Genomic DNA, 17,949 nt, shown 5'->3' with positions numbered 1-17,949 from the left:
TTATTGATAATCTTTTAAGTTCCAGTTACCGATGTCATCATCAGTACCCGCTTGTCCATCAGGGCCCATGCTGAATACATCAATTTTTCCATGCTCGCCTGGGCTGACGAGAATGTAATCGTGACGCCAAGGATCTTGTGGCAAACGACGTAAATAACCACCGTCACGATAGTTACGTGGTTCTGGATCGATACTTGGTGCTTGAACTAACGCTTCAAGTCCTTGCTCAGTGGTTGGGTACATGCCGTTATCCAACTTGTACATATCTAACGCATTTTCTAACGTCACAATATCAGCCACTGCTTTTTGGGTATCGGCTTTTTCCTTGTTACCGAGTACGTTCGGTAATACTAGGCCAGCTAATAGACCGATGATTACCACTACTACCATGATTTCTAGCAAGGTGAAGCCTTGCTGACGACGTTTACTTTGCATTTGATACTCCTTAAATAAAATTCTGTTTTGGCTAGATGATACCAGCCCTAACCGCTCACTAAATTATTGAGCGCTAAAATCGGTTGTAAAATCGATAACACAATAAACAACACCACGACAGCCATGGAAATCACCAGCGCGGGTTCAAAAATCCCTAAGGCGATGGTGACATTGGCTTCAAATTGACTGTCTTGACTATCGGCCGCGCGCTCTAGCATTTGTTCTAATTCACCGCTTTTTTCACCCGATGAAATCATGTAGAGCATCATTGGCGGAAACAGCTTGGTGGCGGTTAATGCCGATCCCAAACTGGTTCCTTCACGTACTCGTGACGTTGCTTCACTCACAGCTTCTTTTACTCTGACATTCTGCAAAACGTCACTGGCAATACGCATACCGTCAAGAAGCGGTACCGAACTAGCGGATAGAATACTTAAGGTACGAGCAAAACGTGCGGTATTAAGGCTGCGACTGACTTTACCCACGACAGGAAGCTTTAAGATAAACGTGTGATAGCGCATTCTAGCTTTAGGCTGTTTAACCGCACGCTGAAAGATCACTAAACTCAACATGATTGCGACCACAATGCCAATGCCATAATCCCTGACAAAATCCGACATGGAGATCATCAGTTGCGTACTCCAAGGTAGTGACTGCCCCATGTGAACAAATTGCTCAGCCACTTTGGGGACAACGGAAGCTAATAGAATCGACACTACCAGAATAGCGACAATGGTTAATGCTGTGGGATAAACCATAGCTTGAGTGAGCTTTGATTTTAACTGCTGACGGCGCTCGGTGTAATCAGCCAGACGATTCAACACCACATCTAAGTGCCCAGATTTTTCACCTGAGGCTACCATCGCGCGATATAAGTCATCAAAAATATGTGGGAACTCGGCCATAGAGTCAGCCAGTGTGTAGCCTTCGACCACCCTGGAGCGCACCGCCATTACCATACTGGCAAGACGTTCCTTTTCACACTGTTGGCCTACAGCTTTTAAGGCTTCTTCAATCGGCAAACCAGCGGCGACTAAGGTGGCAATTTGACGGGTGAGCAGTGCCAGTTCCGCCACTGAAATCCGCTTTTTAAATAAAGTAAACTGTTCGCGTTTTGCTTCTTTTTCGGTAACCGCATCAACACTCAACGGGGTTAAACGCATTTCTCGTAGTTGATTACGCGCATGACGCGCGGTATCGGCTTCGAGTACCCCTTTGGTTTGTTTCCCTGTTGCATCCAGTGCTTTGTATTCAAAAGCCGCCATCCGTTACTCCTCTCGCGTCACACGCAGCACTTCTTCTAACGTAGTGATCCCCGCGAGTACTTTACTCATACCATCGTGACGAATACTCGGAGTGCCTTTACGCACATGCTTTTCAATGGCGAGCTCACCGTGACCGTTATGAATAAGTTCTCTGACGGTGTCATCAACAATCAAGAGTTCATGAATACCGGTTCGACCACGATAGCCGTTGTAACCACACTTTTTACAACCACTGGCACGATAAATCGTCGAGTCATTGCCTTGCTCTAAGCCTAATAGTTCCAGCTCTGATGGACTTGGTTGATGGGGCTGACGGCAATCTTTACATAAGGTACGCACCAGACGTTGAGCTAATACTCCTAATAAACTGGAAGAGACTAAAAATGGCTCAACACCCATATCTTGTAAACGGGTGATCGCGCCAGAGGCTGTATTGGTGTGCAAAGTTGAAATTACCAAGTGACCGGTTAACGATGCTTGTACTGCAATTTGAGCCGTTTCTAAATCACGGATCTCACCAATCATCACCACATCAGGATCCTGACGCAAGATGGCACGAAGTCCGCGAGCAAACGTCATATCGACTTTGGTGTTCACCTGAGTCTGACCAATACCTTCAAGTTCATATTCAATCGGATCTTCAACGGTCAGAATGTTGGTATCTCGAGAGTTGATCTCAGTTAAACCTGCGTACAAGGTGGTACTTTTACCCGATCCTGTCGGACCGGTCACCAAAATAATGCCGTGAGGTTTACGGATAAGTGCATCGAATTGCTGACGAATACTGTCTGTCATGCCCAGCTGTTTCAGATCGAGGTTGCCCGCATTTTTATCCAGAAGACGTAACACCACACGCTCGCCATGACTGGATGGCATGGTTGATACCCGCACATCGACAGCACGGCCAGCGATTCTTAAGCTAATACGACCATCCTGTGGTACACGCTTTTCTGCAATATCCAAACGCGCCATAACCTTGATACGAGAAACCAACAAAGATGACAACTTACGATTCGGCTTGAGCACTTCTTTAAGCACACCATCGACACGGAAACGTACCACTAATTGCTTTTCATAAGTTTCAATGTGGATATCCGACGCTTCTTCTTTGATGGCTTCGGACAACAAGGCATTGATGAGCTTGATAATAGGCGCATCGTCATCGCCTTCTAACAGATCTTCCGTTTGTGGCAGCTCTTCGGCAAGAGTGAATAAATCCATCTCATTGCCGATATCTTCCATGAGCTGCTGCGCTTCTGAAGAGTTGCTTTGATAGGCTTGAGTCAGCTTCATTTCGAACGCTTGATTATCCAGCTCTATCAAGGGCAAATCTGTACCGCTGTATCGACGTACCTCAAGTAAGATTTGCGCTTGCGAAGTTGGCGTGTGATACAAACAAAGTTGCTTGTCTTCATTGACCGCCAACACCACCGCATGGCGGTGGGCATAAGCAAACGGCAAACGGTCTTTGGTTTCGGAGTGAAACTCACTGCCATCTTGTTCAATATCAGCATTAACCTCAGAGGTGACCTGAGATAATGCGTCTTGCTCGGTAGGCTGCTGCACGTCACTCATGGGCTACTTCTTTTCCGTGTCTTTATTTTTGCTTTCGGTGACAACCTTAAGGGCGTCATCGCTGCGGCGCATTTTGGTATCTAAACCTTTACCTTGTTTGTAGCGCTCAAGAATGTCATTCACTTCTTTAGGTACATGCTTAGACTGATCCCACTCTTGCAATACTGGCACTTTAGTGTTCGGCATTAAGTTAACGCCTTTGTCTTGTTGCTCAAGTTGTAGAGCACGGAAGTAGTTGTACTTACGACCCGCGATGCCTTCCATAGTTAGACCGTCTTTAATAATCGTTGGTTTGATGAATACCATCAGGTTACGCTTGGTCTTTTTACTGGATGAAGACTTAAATAGGTGCCCCAGAATTGGGATGTCACCAAGAATTGGTACTTTTTGCACGCTTTCTTGCACTTCTTCGTTAATCAAACCACCAAGCACTACAATTTGACCTGAATCTGCCATCACAGTTGTGGTCAAACGACGCGTCGAGAACGAAATATCCACACCTGTGTTGCCGTTTACACCAGAGACTTCTTGCTCAATAGTCAGTTTTACAGAGCTGCCTTCGTTAATTTGCGGCACCACTTTCAGCTTCACACCCACTTCTTTACGTTCAACGGTTTGGAATGGGTTACTAGTGGTTGAACCTGAACTGGTCGAAGAACCAGTGATCACCGGCACTTCGTCACCGACAATAAAGTTGGCTTCTTGGTTATCTAGGGTTGTAATCGATGGTGTTGCAAGAACGTTTGAATTGGTATCACCGGCGATCGCTTGTACTAAGGCGCCGAAATCGCCCGAGGCGATGCCCCATGCCATACCATTAATTTTACCTAAGGCTTGAGCTAATAGGGTTACGTCACCGTCTTGATCTGGGTTTTTGGTACAATTTTCACTGCCAACCCCCGTACAAACCGTCGTTCCTTTAACTGGACGGGCTTTCCATACACCTGCACCAATTTCACCGATACTGGCACCTAAGTTATTAAATTGAGAAATACCACCTCTGGCACTGCCCCATTGGACACCAAAGCCGACATTATCGCCTTCTGACACTTCAACAATGATGGCTTCAACCAAAACTTGGGCTGGGCGTACATCAAGCTGATTGATGACATTATCAAGGGTTCGCATTTCTGCTGGCTCAGCGGTGATCACCAAAGAGTTGGTTTCTTCGTGAGCCACAACTGACACATCACCTTTACCTTGAGATGAAGAGGAAGAACTGCTGCTTGAGCCTTTACTGCGTCCTTTTTTATCCTTAGTTAGCTTTTGGGCTACGCCCGTTAATACGTTAACCAAGTCATCCGCTTTGGCATAGCGCAGGTAACGCACTTTGGTGTTACCTGTGCTGGCTTGCTCTTCATCTAAGCGTTTGATGAGATCCATTGCACGAATTCGGCTTTTTTCATCACCACTGATCACTACAGAGTTAGTGCGTTCATCAGCAACGACTTTTGGAGTGCCGCCATTAAGCTGAGAACTGCTGCGATTTTGACGATACAAAGTATCCATAATACGCACCACCTCGCTGGCAGAAGCATATTTAAGCGGTAATACCTGAACCGACGTATCCCCTTGTTTATCGACACGACGTACAATCTCCACCAGCTTGTCAACGACAGCTGCTCGGCCGGTGATCATCAATACATTAGATGGGTCGTAATTAACCACATTACCGCCACCTGCATTGTCATTTAGCTGACGAAGCAGTGGCGCAAGGAGTTTAGCTTGGGTGTTGTATAAGGCCACAATTCGAGTGACCATTTCATCGCCTTGACCGGGCTTTTTATCATCAGCCACACGAATCGAAGACGTTTTCGCGTCTTTGTCTTTGATGACCTTAATGATGTTGTGATCCATGTCCACAACCGCATAGCCATAAACCTGCAATACGTTTAAAAAGAACTGATAGTACTGCTCTTCATTCAGTAAGTCATAGCTGCGAACATTGATTTTGCCACGAATGGTCGGATCAATAATGATGGTCTTGTTAAGATTTTTTCCTACCGTATTGATGAACTCTTGAATATCTGTGCCTTTAAAATTAGCCGCATATTCAGCTGACCATGACGCAGTAGGTGACAGAAGGACGAGGCCCGTTAACAGACTGGCAAGCCACTTTCGTCCTATCTTGTTATTCTTCATTCTAAAACTTCCCCTAAGCCTTATGCTCATTCGTTAATTAGGTAACCCGAAATCAATTTCAATGAGTTGTCCTTGCCGTTCAACCGTAATCGAGATGTCAGTCATATCTTGTAGACCTGCCATCACTTGTAATGCTTGCGACATATCGGTTAAATCATAGCCATTTATACTTTTTGCAATATCGCCCGATTTAAAACCCGCCGCTCTAAATAAGCTCGGTTTCATCCCCGGAGATAGTCGATACCCTTGCATTTGCCCATTTCTTCGAATCGGCGATACCTGCATATAATCGGTAATTTTTCTTGGATCATTGAGAACTTCACGGCGAGTTTGCGCGATTTGCGCCGCCAGTTTGGGATCATTTTTTTTCTCAATTTTCTTTATTGGTTTTTTTCGTGAAGCTTGTTGTAACGCTCGGTTAGCGCCGACTTCGGTGGTAAATTGCAATCCGTCCAGCATCACGGTTTCAAAGCGCCCCGCGTTGGTAATGATAACCCTGTCGGCATACACCTCTTTTAAAGAAGCAGATGTGTTTTTAATTCTGTCACCAATTGAGTACGTAGACTGATCACCGCCAGAAGCGATAATGGCGATACCTTGCTTTTTCGCCGTTGACGCCACCACCCCAGTTAATTGTATCGATAGCGATGATTTAGGCGCATCAGTAATTAATGTGGGCTCTGGCTCAGGCGCTTTTGTCGCTTGGGTAGCATCATGCTTACCAAACAGAGATAAATTTAAGATAGGCTCGATATTCACATCAGCGCGAGAGGCAGAAGAGCTCGTCGCCGACGGTTTCCAAGGCACACTTGATGTACTGGGATTCGGGACCAGTTGCCAAGTCAATTGCGCCAATAAATACAGACAGAGCACTAAGCCCAATCCAACTACGATACGACTAAGCGGTTTGTGAGGTAAACCAACCACCCTCGTGATAACTTTATCTAATGCATCCATTTTTTGGTATTCTGAAACCTATCGTTATTTGACGCAATCTGCCCATGCTACCCTAGCCTTTAATTTGCAACAAGCCTTTAACAGTTTCGTCATTGCCGAAAGCCATTTAATTATGCTACTTTGCGTCACAATTTCGTAATTTTACTCTTTATTCTTTATAAGACTATTACAAACTTCTACTGAACCTTGGCTGAGCCACCTGAACTTCTACTCTAGCCCCGTTAGGAGACTACATGCGATCCGAACCTAAAACCGTTACCACAGTCCGCCTTGATAAGTGGTTGTGGGCTGCGCGTTTTTATAAAACTCGTGCTATCGCCAAGCAGATGATCGATGGTGGCAAAGTACACTACAACGGCCAGCGTACGAAATCCAGTAAGAATGCTGAAATTGGGGCTCTTATCCGTTTGCGTCAAGGCTTTGATGAAAAAGAGATCATCATAATGGCTTTAAGTGACCAACGTGGTCAGGCCATTGTTGCGCAAACCCTATATCAAGAGACCGAACAAAGCATTCAAAAGCGTGCCACCAATGCCGAAACTCGTCGGCTGCAGCGCTTAAACAATCCGATTCCAGACACTAAACCTGATAAAAAACAACGTCGCCAGATTGTACGTTTTAAACAACATCAAGGCGATATTGAGTGAGACCAACAATGAGTATAGACAAGTTACATCGCTATTTGTTCGATAACGCCGACGTGCGTGGTGAAATGGTTCAACTGCAAGACAGTTATCAGCAAATCATTCATGCCCACACTTACCCCAAAGCGCTGCAACTATTGCTTGGGGAATTAATGGCGGCAACATCACTGTTAACTGCAACATTAAAATTCAGTGGTGATATTGCGGTACAAATTCAAGGTAATGGCCCAGTGTCATTAGCGGTGATCAACAGCAATGATAAGCAGCAACATCGTGGTGTCGCTCGCTGGGAAGGCAATATTGCCGATGATGCCAGCCTGAGTGATATGTTTGGTAAAGGTTATGTGGTGATCACCTTAACACCAACTGACGGTGAGCGTTATCAAGGCGTAGTGGAGCTAAACAAACCCACATTGGCTGAATGTATTGAAGCTTATTTCATGCAATCAGAACAGCTCCCGACCCATTTATGGTTATTTGCTGACGGCAAACAAGCAGGCGGTATGTTCTTGCAAGTGCTTCCAGCGAGCGGCAACAATGTAAAATCGGATGATGACTTCGATCATCTCACTCAGCTGACTCACACCATCAAGCCTGAAGAGTTATTTGGTTTACCTGCAACAGAAGTGTTGCATCGCCTGTATCACCAAGAGCAAGTACGCTTGTTTGATCCTGTAGATGTCAGCTTTAAATGTTCGTGCTCCAAAGAACGCACAGGCCAAGCTCTGCTGTCATTACCTCAAACAGAAGTCGAAGCCATGCTGGCTGATTTGGGCGAAATCAGGATGGGTTGTGAATACTGTAATACCCATTATAAATTCGACAGCATTGACGTCGCAGCGCTATTTGCCCACGCTCATACCTCTAATACTGTACAATAATCTGTGTAAACATTCGTAGCCGGGATCATTCCCGGCTTTTTTATGTCCACTGCCGTAAAATTCATCGCTTTTTATTTCAACTAAGTTACAATTCTCAGCATAAAAATTAGTGGCTCAAGTCACACATAATAATGCCGTTTATAAGCGGCAATTTCAGCTCTTATTCTGTCCTTAAAATAGGTTTGAGCTTTAACATCTTGCATTGTAACGGAGACCCTTCTTATGGCTGATGGAACACATCGTACACACCATAACCTTACCCCTGCAGAATTAATTGAGCTGTCATTAAAGCGTGGAGAAAGCGAGTTAACCGCAGCAGGTGCACTTGTGGCTCGCACTGGAGAACGTACAGGTCGCTCGCCTAATGATCGTTTTATTGTGAAGGAAGCCAGCAGTGAAGCGGATATCGACTGGGGCAATGTCAATAAGCCATTCGCTCCAGAAGCATTTACCGCCCTTTGGAGTCGTGTTGAAACCTATCTTTCTGAAAAAGAAGAGCTGTTTGTTTCTGACTTAGAAGTAGGCGCCGATCCTGCACATTACCTTCCCGTTCGTGTGACAACGGAATATGCATGGCATCATTTATTTGCTCGTAACATGTTCATCGTACCAGAAACCTTTAATAAAGGTGACAAAGCGATTTGGCAAATCATGAACGCCCCTGGCTTTGAGTGCGACCCTGAGCGTGATGGCACTAACTCTAACGCCACGGTTGTGATCAACTTTGCTGAGCGTAAAGTCCTACTTGCAGGCCTAAAGTACGCGGGTGAAATGAAGAAGTCGATGTTCTCTGTTCAAAACTTCTTATTACCAGCAAAAGGCGTATTGCCAATGCACTGCTCCGCCAATGTTGGCGCAGAGGGTGACACGACTTTATTCTTCGGTTTATCAGGTACCGGTAAAACCACGCTATCGGCCGATCCAAAGCGTTTCTTGATTGGTGACGATGAGCACGGCTGGGCACCGGGTGGCGTATTCAATATTGAAGGCGGCTGTTACGCAAAATGCATTAACTTAAGCCAGAAAAACGAACCTGTGATTTGGAATGCTATTCGTTTTGGTACTGTGCTTGAAAACGTAATGCTAGATGAAACGCGCACACCTGACTTTGACGACACCAGCTTAACGGAAAACAGCCGCGCGGCTTATCCACTTGAGCATGTTGAGCTTCGTAAACAAGATAACCGTAGCGGTGAACCTCGTGCTGTTGTGTTCTTAACCTGTGACGTTTCAGGCGTGCTGCCTCCTGTATCTAAACTCACTAAAGAGCAAGCCGCTTTTCATTTCTTATCTGGGTATACCGCTAAAGTCGGCTCTACTGAAATGGGCTCTACCGCTGCAATTCAATCGACATTCTCGACTTGTTTTGGTGCACCATTCTTCCCTCGCCCAGCCAGCGTTTATGCTGAACTATTGATGGAGCGTATCGAATCATTCGGTAGCCAAGTATACCTAGTAAATACGGGTTGGACTGGCGGTGCTTACGGTGTGGGCAAACGTTTTGATATCCCAACCACTCGCGCCATCATTGATGCGATTGTGTCTGGTGAGCTAGCGGATGTTGAAACCACTCATTTAGAGCTATTGAACTTGAATATTCCTGTGGCGGTTTCAGGTGTTGATAATGAACTATTAAACCCAGTAAATACTTGGAATGACAAAGGTGAATATCAAAAGTACGCTCAGCAATTAGCGAAAGAATTTACCGATAATTTTGCTAAATACTCTGTGTCAGATGCGATTAAGCAAGCAGGGCCAAGACTGTAAACTGTACTCATTTATACAAAAACCAGCCAAATGGCTGGTTTTTTATTGCTCAATTTCTGGTAGCTTAGTTATAAAGATACTTAGTGATCAGCACGTTAGTCACAATCGGGCGACCGGTTTCCTGCTCCAATAACTCGTTAATACGTTGCAAGCATGCCTCTCGAATATCTTCGCGGCCTGTGATCGACTTAACCTGCCCACCTGTCTGCTGACCAAGAATTTCTAGAATGGCAGAACGAAGTAAGGGCTCATGATGCTCAACCAACTCCAAGTCTCCACTGCCTTGCACCATGAGCTCCATGCCAACACGTACAAATCCAAGTTTACCCCTAGTGGACGAAATATAGTTGGTCACAAACTCTGGCTCAAAGCCATAGTAGAGGTATTCCCCCATTTTTGCTTCTGCTTTTGCAAAAAAGCCCGAAACGAGCAGAGTAAGTCCAGCCAACATCACTGGCCAAAAACGCGTTTTCATTATTTTGCCCCAAAAATTCGCTTATTTTCGTCTGTTATTCATGTCATGAATGATTGGTATTCGGTCTATGGTACACTATGATTTTGACTATCTACAAAGTGATACGCCATTAATGTCACCTTCCCACAGTTTTCCCTATGGTGAACCCATTCCTTGGTCAAGTGAATCATGTTTACCTGATCATTCAGCAAATTTAACATCTTGGTTACTTGCTAGCGGCAGTTTAACTGAAAAACTTAAGGCTTGCTGCCAAAAATTTGACGTAAAAGTGCTAGGTGAAGCATTACTTGCTCCTTTTGAAGAAGAAATGCCTAAGCAATCTAAGGTATGGGTTCGGGAGGTTTTGTTGTGTTTGGATGATATTCCTTGGGTCTTTGCCCGCACTTTGATCCCACAACCACTGCTGCAACAAACGCAAGTCGACTTTAAGGGCTTGGGGACAAAACCGTTAGGACAGCTTTTATATAGTCATCATCAGTTTATCCCGAATGATATTGAAGTGGCGGTATCTCTCCCCAACGGAAACATCAGTCAACTCTCTCATTCTTTAGGGCAATCATGTCAACAAGTATGGGGAAGGCGCCGTTTCTTTACCTATAAAGACCAACAAATGACGGTGAGTGAGTTTTTTCTGCCTCATGCGGTGAGAATGATTGAACAGATGGCTTAACTACTCAGCCATGGATACCTTAATGTTGTATTCATAGCTGAGTTTTTTACGTCATTTTTTATGCATTCGTTCCTAAATATTTTGCGATACCATCAAGGAACATTTGCACTGAAATCATGACCAGTACCATTCCCATCAATCGCTCAACGGCTGATAACCCTTTCTCACCAAGCACCTTAGTAAACAGGCCGTTAAAGAGCAAAATGATGGCACTTAATCCCCAAGAAATGATCAAGGCAATGGTCCAGTCTGTCATACGACTGCTATCGGTATGCGCTAATAAAATTAAGGTTGCTAAAATCGACGGCCCCGCCATTAAGGGAATAGCCAACGGAACAATAAATGGCTCTTCACCTGCGGCTAACCCCACCACGCCACCCGGTTGTGGGAAAATCATCCGAATCGCAATTAAGAATAAAATAATACCACCCGCAATACTAACAGATTCAGTTCTGAGCCCTAAAAAGCCCAACATGGCCTCACCGGCATATAAAAATATCAGCATGATCCCAAGTGATATTAACAATTCACGGATCAACACTCGACGGCGCTTCTTTGGATCAATATGACGTAATATTGAAGCAAATATCGGTAGGTTCCCGAGGGGATCCATGATCAAAAATAGCATTACGGTAGCAGAGAGAATATCCATGAAGCGTCTTTTATTTGGGGTTAAACAGGAATGATTGTAATTCTATCTGCTTTTTGAGAAATAGTGAGGCTAAAGCCGTAAACTTTACCTTAAGTAAACAATAAAATACCTGACGTTAACAATTAAGTCTCACAAGTATATATATCGCAAAATTACAAATGGGAATAGTAAGCATTTGAGAATACGATTATAATTGCTTTGGCGTAAATGCAAATGCCATATACAATTATGCCATGCTGTCACTAACCTTTTCGTAATGCAGCAAAGTTTCCACCGTATTGTCACCATTAGAGTCGAAAGATTCTAAATATACTAGGTTTTTTCATGCTCTATCTCATTGCCAGTTTGATGGCCTTGCTTGCCGGCCCTATTTGTTATCGTCTACTGGCTTCAGGCTCTGCATTACAAAAAGGGCTTGATGGTTTTATTTTTGTCTCCCTTGGCGGCTTGGTATTGATCCATATTTTGCCAGAGTTGATTGAACACGGTGGATGGCTGACATTGCTGTTTGTCGCGATTGGTATGTGGGGACCAACCATGAGTGAGCGGATCTTTCATCGCCACTCAGAGTTAACTCACAACCTCACTTTGATACTCGGTGTGGGTGGGCTTCTGTTACACACTCTCACCGATGGCGGCGCTTTAATCTTAGCCCAGCAACCAGAAAACTCGACGCTATTAGCTTTGGGGATCATCTTACACCGTCTTCCCGTTGGCATTGCTATTTGGTGGTTACTCAAACCCCAAGTGGGCAGTCGCTGGGCGGCTGTGGTATTAGGGTTAATGATGCTACTCACTTCGATTGGTTATGTGTTAGGAGAACAACTTCTTTCCCATTTATCGCTTGATAACACGGCGTACTTACAGGCCTTTGTAACGGGCTCTATCTTACATGTGGTGTTGCATCAGCCCCACGTTGATAAGCCCCAAGATCCGCAAGGCCGATCTGAGTACCATGCAGGTATTGGTAGCTTATTAGGCATAGGGTTGTTGTTCATTATCATGTTCACAGAACTTGGAGAGCGTCATCAGCACACTTCCGGACATGAGCTGGCAATGTTTTGGCATTGGGTTATTGATATTTTGCCCATCATGTTGCTAACGTTGGCTTTGGGATTTGTAAGATTAAGCCTACAACACAAGTTACCATCATCATTTAGAAACGCTTTACCCCAACATCTAGCCCCAGAGGTGGTATTATTTACTCTATTGGTATTGGGGCTACCTTACGCTCTGTTCCAATTGTTAGCAGGCTTGGTGGTTTACAAGTTTACCGATCATTCGCCCGCTAAACCTTCAGATCATCACAGCTCTTCATTAACCTTAATTGATAGGAATGCCGCCTTAGTGATTTTTAGCTTACTGCTAATGAATATCATCGGACAACCAACAGGTCTTCTTTCTTTGGCTGCGATACAAGTATTGATAATCTTACCTTTGTTGATTATCTGCCGCTTCACACTCTTGAGTGCTTCTGTATTAGCGGCCAGCTTGGCATTTCAGCAATGGCACACAATAGCCATATTGTGCACCCTTATTTTACCCCCATTGATGACGGCAACCCACTTAAAGCACCAACTGAAACCTATCCTACTTGGTGCACTGGCAGTGATTATTGGGTATTGGTTATTTCCTAACACCATAGCCTTTTCTGCTATCCAAGATCATGAATCTGTCACCATCATCACTGTATCGGCTTTAGTCCTTGGACTGCTTTGTTCAATGAGCTTATTACGCCTAGGCCCAAGGAACTTTTTAAAGCAAATGTGGGGCGGACCGATAAAAACACACCACCATCATTAACCTCGACAGAGTGATAAAAATACGCTAAAACTGCCATTAAGACCTTTTAAAAAATGGATCATAATGGCAACGTTTTCGATGTGGTTACTGAAGCTATTTGGCTGGACAATTACAGGACAATTACCCAACGATCGCCAGTTTATTTTGATTGGCGCCCCACATACCAGTAATTGGGATTTTGTGATTGGGATCTTAGCCCGCTCTGCCGTCAAGCGTCGAATTCACTTTTTAGGTAAACATCAACTCTTCATTCCGCCTTGGGGTTGGCTGTTTCGAGCACTCGGTGGAACGCCTGTTAACCGCACCCAAAATAACAACTTAGTACAAGCCGTATGCGAGCAATTTGCCACTCGCAAAGACTTTGCACTCGCCTTGGCTCCTGAAGGCACACGCGGCAAAGTAAACCGCTGGAAAACCGGGTTTTACCATATTGCCGTTCAAGCCAAGGTGCCAATTATCTGTGTGGCTTTTGATTACCAGCACAAAACCGTCCGTATCGAGCCAAAGTTGTTTCCAAGTGGCAATATTGACGAGGATATGAATCAGATCTTGTCATACTATCGAACCATTCAAGGGCGTTACCCTAAAGAGATTCCTGACTATACGAGTGATTAATTTTTGGTATTATCGACATAACAATAAATATAATAATCGAGGATTCAGCTGTGCAACCTACTATTTATGTCGTTAATATGCCTGCGAGTAAAGCCCGTTGGCAGCACCTTCAGCAGCAACTCTCTCAACTTGGCCTACAAGGCACACGCTTTAATGCGGTTGTTGGATCAGCTCTCTCTTCTAGTGAAATCGAAGCAATCTATGACCCTCTGCTCAATAAACAACACCATAAGCGGAATCTGACTGTTGGAGAAATAGGGTGTTACGCCAGCCATCGACAGATATGGCAACAACTCTTGGATTCCGGTGATCCCTATGCCATCGTTTTAGAAGATGATATTAATTTATCTGCTGACTTTCCTGCCATTGTATCCAGTATTGAACAACTGCAACACTGGGATTTGATCAAGCTATCAGATAACCGTAACAACCCTCCGGCCGAGTGTACTTCCATTTCAGATAACATAAGCTGCGTGAGTTATAAAAGAGTGCCAAATTGCACGACTGGCTATGTGATCAGTCGCCAAGGGGCTCAAAAGCTACTTTCCCGCCAACGCTTTTTCAGACCTGTTGATGTAGATATGCAGTTTCACAGTGAACTTAAGTTACGCTTAATTGGTCTATTACCCTATTGTGTTTGCGAAGCCGGCTTCGACAGTGAGATTGTTGCCATGAACCCAAATAAAAGACATGGCAATAGAAGTACTTTTTGGAGAAATGTTAAGTTTCGTTTGAGATTAATGAGACAACGCTTATTTCAATCCGCATCACTTAATGAAATAATCAGACCCTCGAACTGAGTTAGCCTCTGATAGTTTCACACATTTCAATGAACACCATTACTGACACACTTTCTAAATAAAGCATGGACCAATGAACGTAACCTTTTTACTGCCGAACGAAAAAGATATTACCCCTTTTCTTGACTACGACTTGCGTCAGCATTGGCATTTATTTGTCGAAGCCCCACACTGTTGGATCACTCAGACCTATTTACATTTAGTCAGTCGAAATTACCCTGTTCAACTCAGTAATCGGTTGCCTGAATCAGGTATCGTAGTATTCCACGCTAAAGATAAAAAAGCGTTGTTCGCTTTAAACCCGTCACCGTCTCTTATTTTGGTGTGTGTTCGTGGTGACTTAAACAGTCCAATGATTGCTGATTTTGAACTTCTGCAAAATCCAACTTATGTCGATGATCAGCATAATTTTTTCATTCCATTATGGTCTCAAGCCTGTTTAATACCGAGAACTCCCTCTCGTGAAAATACGGTTTCAACATTGTCATTTAAGGGATTCAATAAAAACTTAAGCTCTGAATTTCAGCAGCCAGAGTGGGAACAGTTTTTACAAAAAAATCAGCTAAGCTGGCATAAAGACAGCACAACTTCAGATGATGAATCAGGTAAAACGCAAGTAATGTGGAACGACTACCAGAACGTCGATGTTATGCTGGCAGTAAGACCTAAGTGTAAGCTTAATTTTTCACACAAACCCGCGACAAAACTCTATAACGCCTGGCATGCTGGAATACCTGCAATTTTGGGAAAAGAGTCAGCCTATCAAGCATTAAAACAATCCGACCTTGATTACATTGAGGTGTCGTCCGCGGAAGAAGCTAAAGCCGCCATATTGAAATTGAAAAACGAGCCAGCTCTTTATCAAGCCATGGTGGAAAATGGCCATAAGCGAGCCATCGAGTTCTCTGATGATGCGATCAGTGAGCAATGGGCAAAATTGCTATTCAATACCATTCCTGAAAAAAGCCAACACTTACGGCATCGTAAACGCTGGTTGCCCTTAGTCTGGCGTCATCGAATTAACAAGTGTATTTACCCTTTATTAGGGCGCTCTCGGCGATAAAGTGATATGCCACGTGAGCAGTGCTGATATGCCTCTGCTCATTTATCGCTGCAAAAACAATCAAGAAAGATCAACGCCCTCTAGTATCTGACTAAATTTTTGTATTAGATAAGGGACACCATTACCGGATGGTTGTAGTTGTAACTTCTTCTGCCAATGGGTTAATGAGTTTGGCTTTAAAAAGTCATCTAATGCATGCTCTAACGTGTCTTCTGTTGCGGTACAAATCAAGTTTTGGGATAAACAAGCTTTTATACGATTGGGTTGATCTTTCGAAACCGCTATCGCAAATGTGGGGATCGTTAATGCGATTGACTGCAACATGGTTCCCCCTCCACTCAGCACCGCCGCTTTTGCCCCTGACAACAAAGTGATAAACGCCTGATTATCAAGGGCTGAAATCACCTCGACTGAATCTGTGGACTGTGGTAACTCACCAGTATAATTACAGCCCATCACAACAACGGTTTTCACATTGAGGCTAGCTGCAACTCTTGACGCTTGTGAAAACATGACTTCGGAAGCGGCATGATCTCCAAACTGATGACCCCCAGAGCCTGCGCTAAACAGGACATAGTCTTTATCACAAAGTTGGTACTGCTGTTGTAACTGCTCTTTGAGTGTTGATTCAGCAGGGCGAAATACCACCCCAATAGACTTAGGAGGAGTAAGATTAAATAACCTGATGTTCAAGCGTTCAAGCCATGATAGTGGCTTAATCGCGTATTCGGGCTGAACCACAAAATGATGATCGGTCCATTTGGCCCTGCCCAATTTCAAACCCTTGCGACGTTTCTTCGCGTGTTGACTAAAAAAGACCGTCGTCGCTCCAACTTTTTTTGCTTGTTTTAATTGCGACTGTCTACCTGACGCATCAAATACCACAATATCTGGACAAATATCTCTGATAATTTGATTCACTGAGTCTGAATCTTTTGTTGGGCTGCTATCCAATAAATAGGTTTTGAAAGGACAGTGTTCAGCATAGGGTGCATTTCTATTGAGCACAAAAGCGATGTTAGCTTGCGGCCACGCTTCAGCAACAGATTGGGCAACGATCATTGATCGCATATATTCGCCAATCCCTTCTGTTGATGATACCGGAACAAATAAAAAACTTGGAGAATTCACCACGATTTGGCCTCTATTCTTAATTAACACACTGTTCTAATTGTTGGATCACCTGCTCTGTAGTGATCCGTTCCATCAAACCTTCACCTTTGGCGCGTTTTCCCCATGGCACATTCGCTCCTTGCTGCTCAGCAATGACATCACAGTACACACTCACGACCTTATCCCTGTCATTATAAGGCCCGGTGCGACCAGGATTTGAGTGAGCATACAAACCAATAACAGGTGTCCCTTGCGTCGTCGCCATATGTGCCGGTCCCGTATCGGGGGCGAGTACCAATTTAGCGTGTTTAAGTAAAGCCAATAACTGCAACAAACTGGTATTGCCAACTTGGTTAATAAGCTCAGTTTGGCTGTGCTCAATAATGCTATTAGCCAATTGCTTTTCTAACCCAGAAGGGCCACCACATAACATCACTTGATAACCTTTGTTTGCCATATGATCCGCCACTTCAGCGTAGCGTTCTGGTAACCAATTACGTTCGGCTTTGCTTGCTGCGGCGCAAATAATAAACGTCGGTTGCTGACATTGCTGCTGCGCCCACTGTTCATCGGCATCTGGGATCGGAATATTCCATTGAGGCGTTAAGTCTTCCACCCCAATAGCACGAGCAAAGCCCATAAAGCCATCCAAAACGTGTGGCTCTTGTTGAGGGGCGATAGCATGATTGGTCACCAACCATTGCCCTTCTTTGGCACGCGCTTTATCAAAGCCCACTTTAATATCTGCCTTGATCATTAATGAAGCGATACTGGCTCTGAGTGCGACTTGCATATGCAGAAGTACATCAAAGCACTGCCCGTTTAATGATTGTTTCAGATTGGTATAGCTTCGCCAGCCTTGGGATTTATCAAAAATCACAAACTCAACATTAGGAAGGTGTTTAACCAACTGATATTCCACTTTACCAACCACCCAAGTGATAGCAAGGTGAGGATATCGGCGCTGGATTGTCTGTACCATAGCCACCGCATGACATACATCGCCAATGGCTGAAAGACGTAATACACATAAAGATTGTTTACTTGAAAGATCCAGCTTCATTTAAAACACCGAGTTGTTTATTCGTGATA

At 44.4% G+C, this 17,949-nt stretch carries 17 protein-coding genes; 8 read left to right on the top strand and 9 right to left on the bottom strand.

The genetic code is table 11. From position 1 onward, the window contains the following. The 5 genes from gspG to gspC are packed head-to-tail and all read right to left on the bottom strand — an operon-like array spanning position 1 to position 6,374. Complete coding sequence (gene gspG / locus E2H97_RS00235; RefSeq protein ID WP_133405262.1) at positions 1–435, bottom strand: type II secretion system major pseudopilin GspG; 435 nt, start codon at positions 433–435, stop codon at positions 1–3. Between the two features lie 47 nt (positions 436–482). Then, entirely contained in the window at positions 483–1,700 is a 1,218-nt protein-coding gene (gene gspF / locus E2H97_RS00230) for a type II secretion system inner membrane protein GspF (protein ID WP_133405261.1), read from the bottom strand. A 3-nt stretch (positions 1,701–1,703) separates the two neighbouring features. After that, a complete protein-coding gene (gene gspE / locus E2H97_RS00225) occupies positions 1,704–3,275 on the bottom strand; it encodes a type II secretion system ATPase GspE (protein ID WP_133405260.1) in 1,572 nt (523 codons plus the stop codon). A gap of 3 nt (positions 3,276–3,278) precedes the next feature. Then, positions 3,279–5,417, bottom strand: a complete 2,139-nt coding sequence (gene gspD, locus E2H97_RS00220; RefSeq protein WP_133405259.1) for a type II secretion system secretin GspD — start codon at positions 5,415–5,417, stop codon at positions 3,279–3,281. Between the two features lie 33 nt (positions 5,418–5,450). After that, entirely contained in the window at positions 5,451–6,374 is a 924-nt protein-coding gene (gene gspC, locus E2H97_RS00215; protein ID WP_133405258.1) for a type II secretion system protein GspC, read from the bottom strand. A gap of 233 nt (positions 6,375–6,607) precedes the next feature. Here gspC and hslR point away from each other — a divergent pair, with 233 nt between their 5' ends. The 3 genes from hslR (at position 6,608) to E2H97_RS00200 (ending at position 9,666) form a co-directional block, all read left to right on the top strand. Further along, positions 6,608–7,021: a ribosome-associated heat shock protein Hsp15 gene (gene hslR, locus E2H97_RS00210; RefSeq protein ID WP_133405257.1), complete on the top strand. Its 414-nt coding sequence runs from the start codon at positions 6,608–6,610 to the stop codon at positions 7,019–7,021. An 8-nt stretch (positions 7,022–7,029) separates the two neighbouring features. Continuing rightward, a complete protein-coding gene (hslO, locus tag E2H97_RS00205; protein WP_133405256.1) occupies positions 7,030–7,899 on the top strand; it encodes an Hsp33 family molecular chaperone HslO in 870 nt (289 codons plus the stop codon). Between the two features lie 222 nt (positions 7,900–8,121). After that, positions 8,122–9,666: a phosphoenolpyruvate carboxykinase gene (locus tag E2H97_RS00200; protein ID WP_133405255.1), complete on the top strand. Its 1,545-nt coding sequence runs from the start codon at positions 8,122–8,124 to the stop codon at positions 9,664–9,666. Between the two features lie 64 nt (positions 9,667–9,730). Here the strand turns inward: E2H97_RS00200 and E2H97_RS00195 are convergent, their stop codons facing one another. After that, positions 9,731–10,141 (bottom strand): flagellar basal body-associated protein FliL, encoded by a 411-nt coding sequence (locus E2H97_RS00195; RefSeq protein ID WP_133405254.1) that lies wholly within the window; start codon positions 10,139–10,141, stop codon positions 9,731–9,733. 67 nt (positions 10,142–10,208) lie between these two features. Between E2H97_RS00195 and E2H97_RS00190 the strand changes: the two genes are divergently transcribed. Further along, entirely contained in the window at positions 10,209–10,811 is a 603-nt protein-coding gene (locus E2H97_RS00190; protein WP_246029034.1) for a chorismate--pyruvate lyase family protein, read from the top strand. A 58-nt stretch (positions 10,812–10,869) separates the two neighbouring features. Here E2H97_RS00190 and E2H97_RS00185 read toward each other — a convergent pair whose 3' ends face one another. Further along, positions 10,870–11,463: a YhgN family NAAT transporter gene (locus E2H97_RS00185; RefSeq protein ID WP_133405253.1), complete on the bottom strand. Its 594-nt coding sequence runs from the start codon at positions 11,461–11,463 to the stop codon at positions 10,870–10,872. Between the two features lie 324 nt (positions 11,464–11,787). Here E2H97_RS00185 and E2H97_RS00180 point away from each other — a divergent pair, with 324 nt between their 5' ends. From E2H97_RS00180 to E2H97_RS00165, 4 genes are all read left to right on the top strand, one after another. After that, entirely contained in the window at positions 11,788–13,266 is a 1,479-nt protein-coding gene (locus E2H97_RS00180; RefSeq protein WP_133405252.1) for a ZIP family metal transporter, read from the top strand. 60 nt (positions 13,267–13,326) lie between these two features. Then, entirely contained in the window at positions 13,327–13,881 is a 555-nt protein-coding gene (locus E2H97_RS00175) for a lysophospholipid acyltransferase family protein (protein ID WP_425466814.1), read from the top strand. 50 nt (positions 13,882–13,931) lie between these two features. After that, positions 13,932–14,681, top strand: coding sequence for a glycosyltransferase family 25 protein (locus tag E2H97_RS00170; protein ID WP_133405250.1), 750 nt, complete (start codon positions 13,932–13,934; stop codon positions 14,679–14,681). Positions 14,682–14,754: 73 nt separating this feature from the next. After that, a complete protein-coding gene (locus E2H97_RS00165) occupies positions 14,755–15,744 on the top strand; it encodes a glycosyltransferase (protein ID WP_133405249.1) in 990 nt (329 codons plus the stop codon). 60 nt (positions 15,745–15,804) lie between these two features. Here the strand turns inward: E2H97_RS00165 and E2H97_RS00160 are convergent, their stop codons facing one another. Together E2H97_RS00160 and E2H97_RS00155 are read right to left on the bottom strand one after the other, a co-directional pair. Then, positions 15,805–16,815, bottom strand: coding sequence for a hypothetical protein (locus E2H97_RS00160; RefSeq protein ID WP_133405248.1), 1,011 nt, complete (start codon positions 16,813–16,815; stop codon positions 15,805–15,807). Positions 16,816–16,894: 79 nt separating this feature from the next. Further along, positions 16,895–17,920, bottom strand: a complete 1,026-nt coding sequence (locus E2H97_RS00155) for a glycosyltransferase family 9 protein (protein ID WP_133405247.1) — start codon at positions 17,918–17,920, stop codon at positions 16,895–16,897. Positions 17,921–17,949: the final 29 nt, after the last annotated feature.

It is taken from the genome of Parashewanella tropica (genome assembly GCF_004358445.1).
In the GTDB taxonomy this organism is placed as follows: domain Bacteria; phylum Pseudomonadota; class Gammaproteobacteria; order Enterobacterales; family Shewanellaceae; genus Parashewanella; species Parashewanella tropica.
Note: the sequence above shows the minus strand (reverse complement) of the source record. Positions and strands in the feature narration are given on the sequence as shown.

What these genes read in the sequence shown, in the direction of transcription:
- E2H97_RS00180 (WP_133405252.1), top strand. Translation starts at nt 11,788, where the DNA reads ATGCTCTATCTCATTGCCAGTTTGATGGCCTTGCTTGCCGGCCCTATT.
- gspD (WP_133405259.1), bottom strand. Translation starts at nt 5,417, where the DNA reads ATGAAGAATAACAAGATAGGACGAAAGTGGCTTGCCAGTCTGTTAACG.
- hslO (WP_133405256.1), top strand. Translation starts at nt 7,030, where the DNA reads ATGAGTATAGACAAGTTACATCGCTATTTGTTCGATAACGCCGACGTG.
- E2H97_RS00195 (WP_133405254.1), bottom strand. Translation starts at nt 10,141, where the DNA reads ATGAAAACGCGTTTTTGGCCAGTGATGTTGGCTGGACTTACTCTGCTC.
- E2H97_RS00185 (WP_133405253.1), bottom strand. Translation starts at nt 11,463, where the DNA reads ATGGATATTCTCTCTGCTACCGTAATGCTATTTTTGATCATGGATCCC.
- gspE (WP_133405260.1), bottom strand. Translation starts at nt 3,275, where the DNA reads ATGAGTGACGTGCAGCAGCCTACCGAGCAAGACGCATTATCTCAGGTC.
- E2H97_RS00165 (WP_133405249.1), top strand. Translation starts at nt 14,755, where the DNA reads ATGAACGTAACCTTTTTACTGCCGAACGAAAAAGATATTACCCCTTTT.
- hslR (WP_133405257.1), top strand. Translation starts at nt 6,608, where the DNA reads ATGCGATCCGAACCTAAAACCGTTACCACAGTCCGCCTTGATAAGTGG.
- E2H97_RS00160 (WP_133405248.1), bottom strand. Translation starts at nt 16,815, where the DNA reads ATGCGATCAATGATCGTTGCCCAATCTGTTGCTGAAGCGTGGCCGCAA.
- E2H97_RS00190 (WP_246029034.1), top strand. Translation starts at nt 10,209, where the DNA reads ATGGTACACTATGATTTTGACTATCTACAAAGTGATACGCCATTAATG.
- gspG (WP_133405262.1), bottom strand. Translation starts at nt 435, where the DNA reads ATGCAAAGTAAACGTCGTCAGCAAGGCTTCACCTTGCTAGAAATCATG.
- E2H97_RS00155 (WP_133405247.1), bottom strand. Translation starts at nt 17,920, where the DNA reads ATGAAGCTGGATCTTTCAAGTAAACAATCTTTATGTGTATTACGTCTT.
- gspF (WP_133405261.1), bottom strand. Translation starts at nt 1,700, where the DNA reads ATGGCGGCTTTTGAATACAAAGCACTGGATGCAACAGGGAAACAAACC.
- gspC (WP_133405258.1), bottom strand. Translation starts at nt 6,374, where the DNA reads ATGGATGCATTAGATAAAGTTATCACGAGGGTGGTTGGTTTACCTCAC.
- E2H97_RS00200 (WP_133405255.1), top strand. Translation starts at nt 8,122, where the DNA reads ATGGCTGATGGAACACATCGTACACACCATAACCTTACCCCTGCAGAA.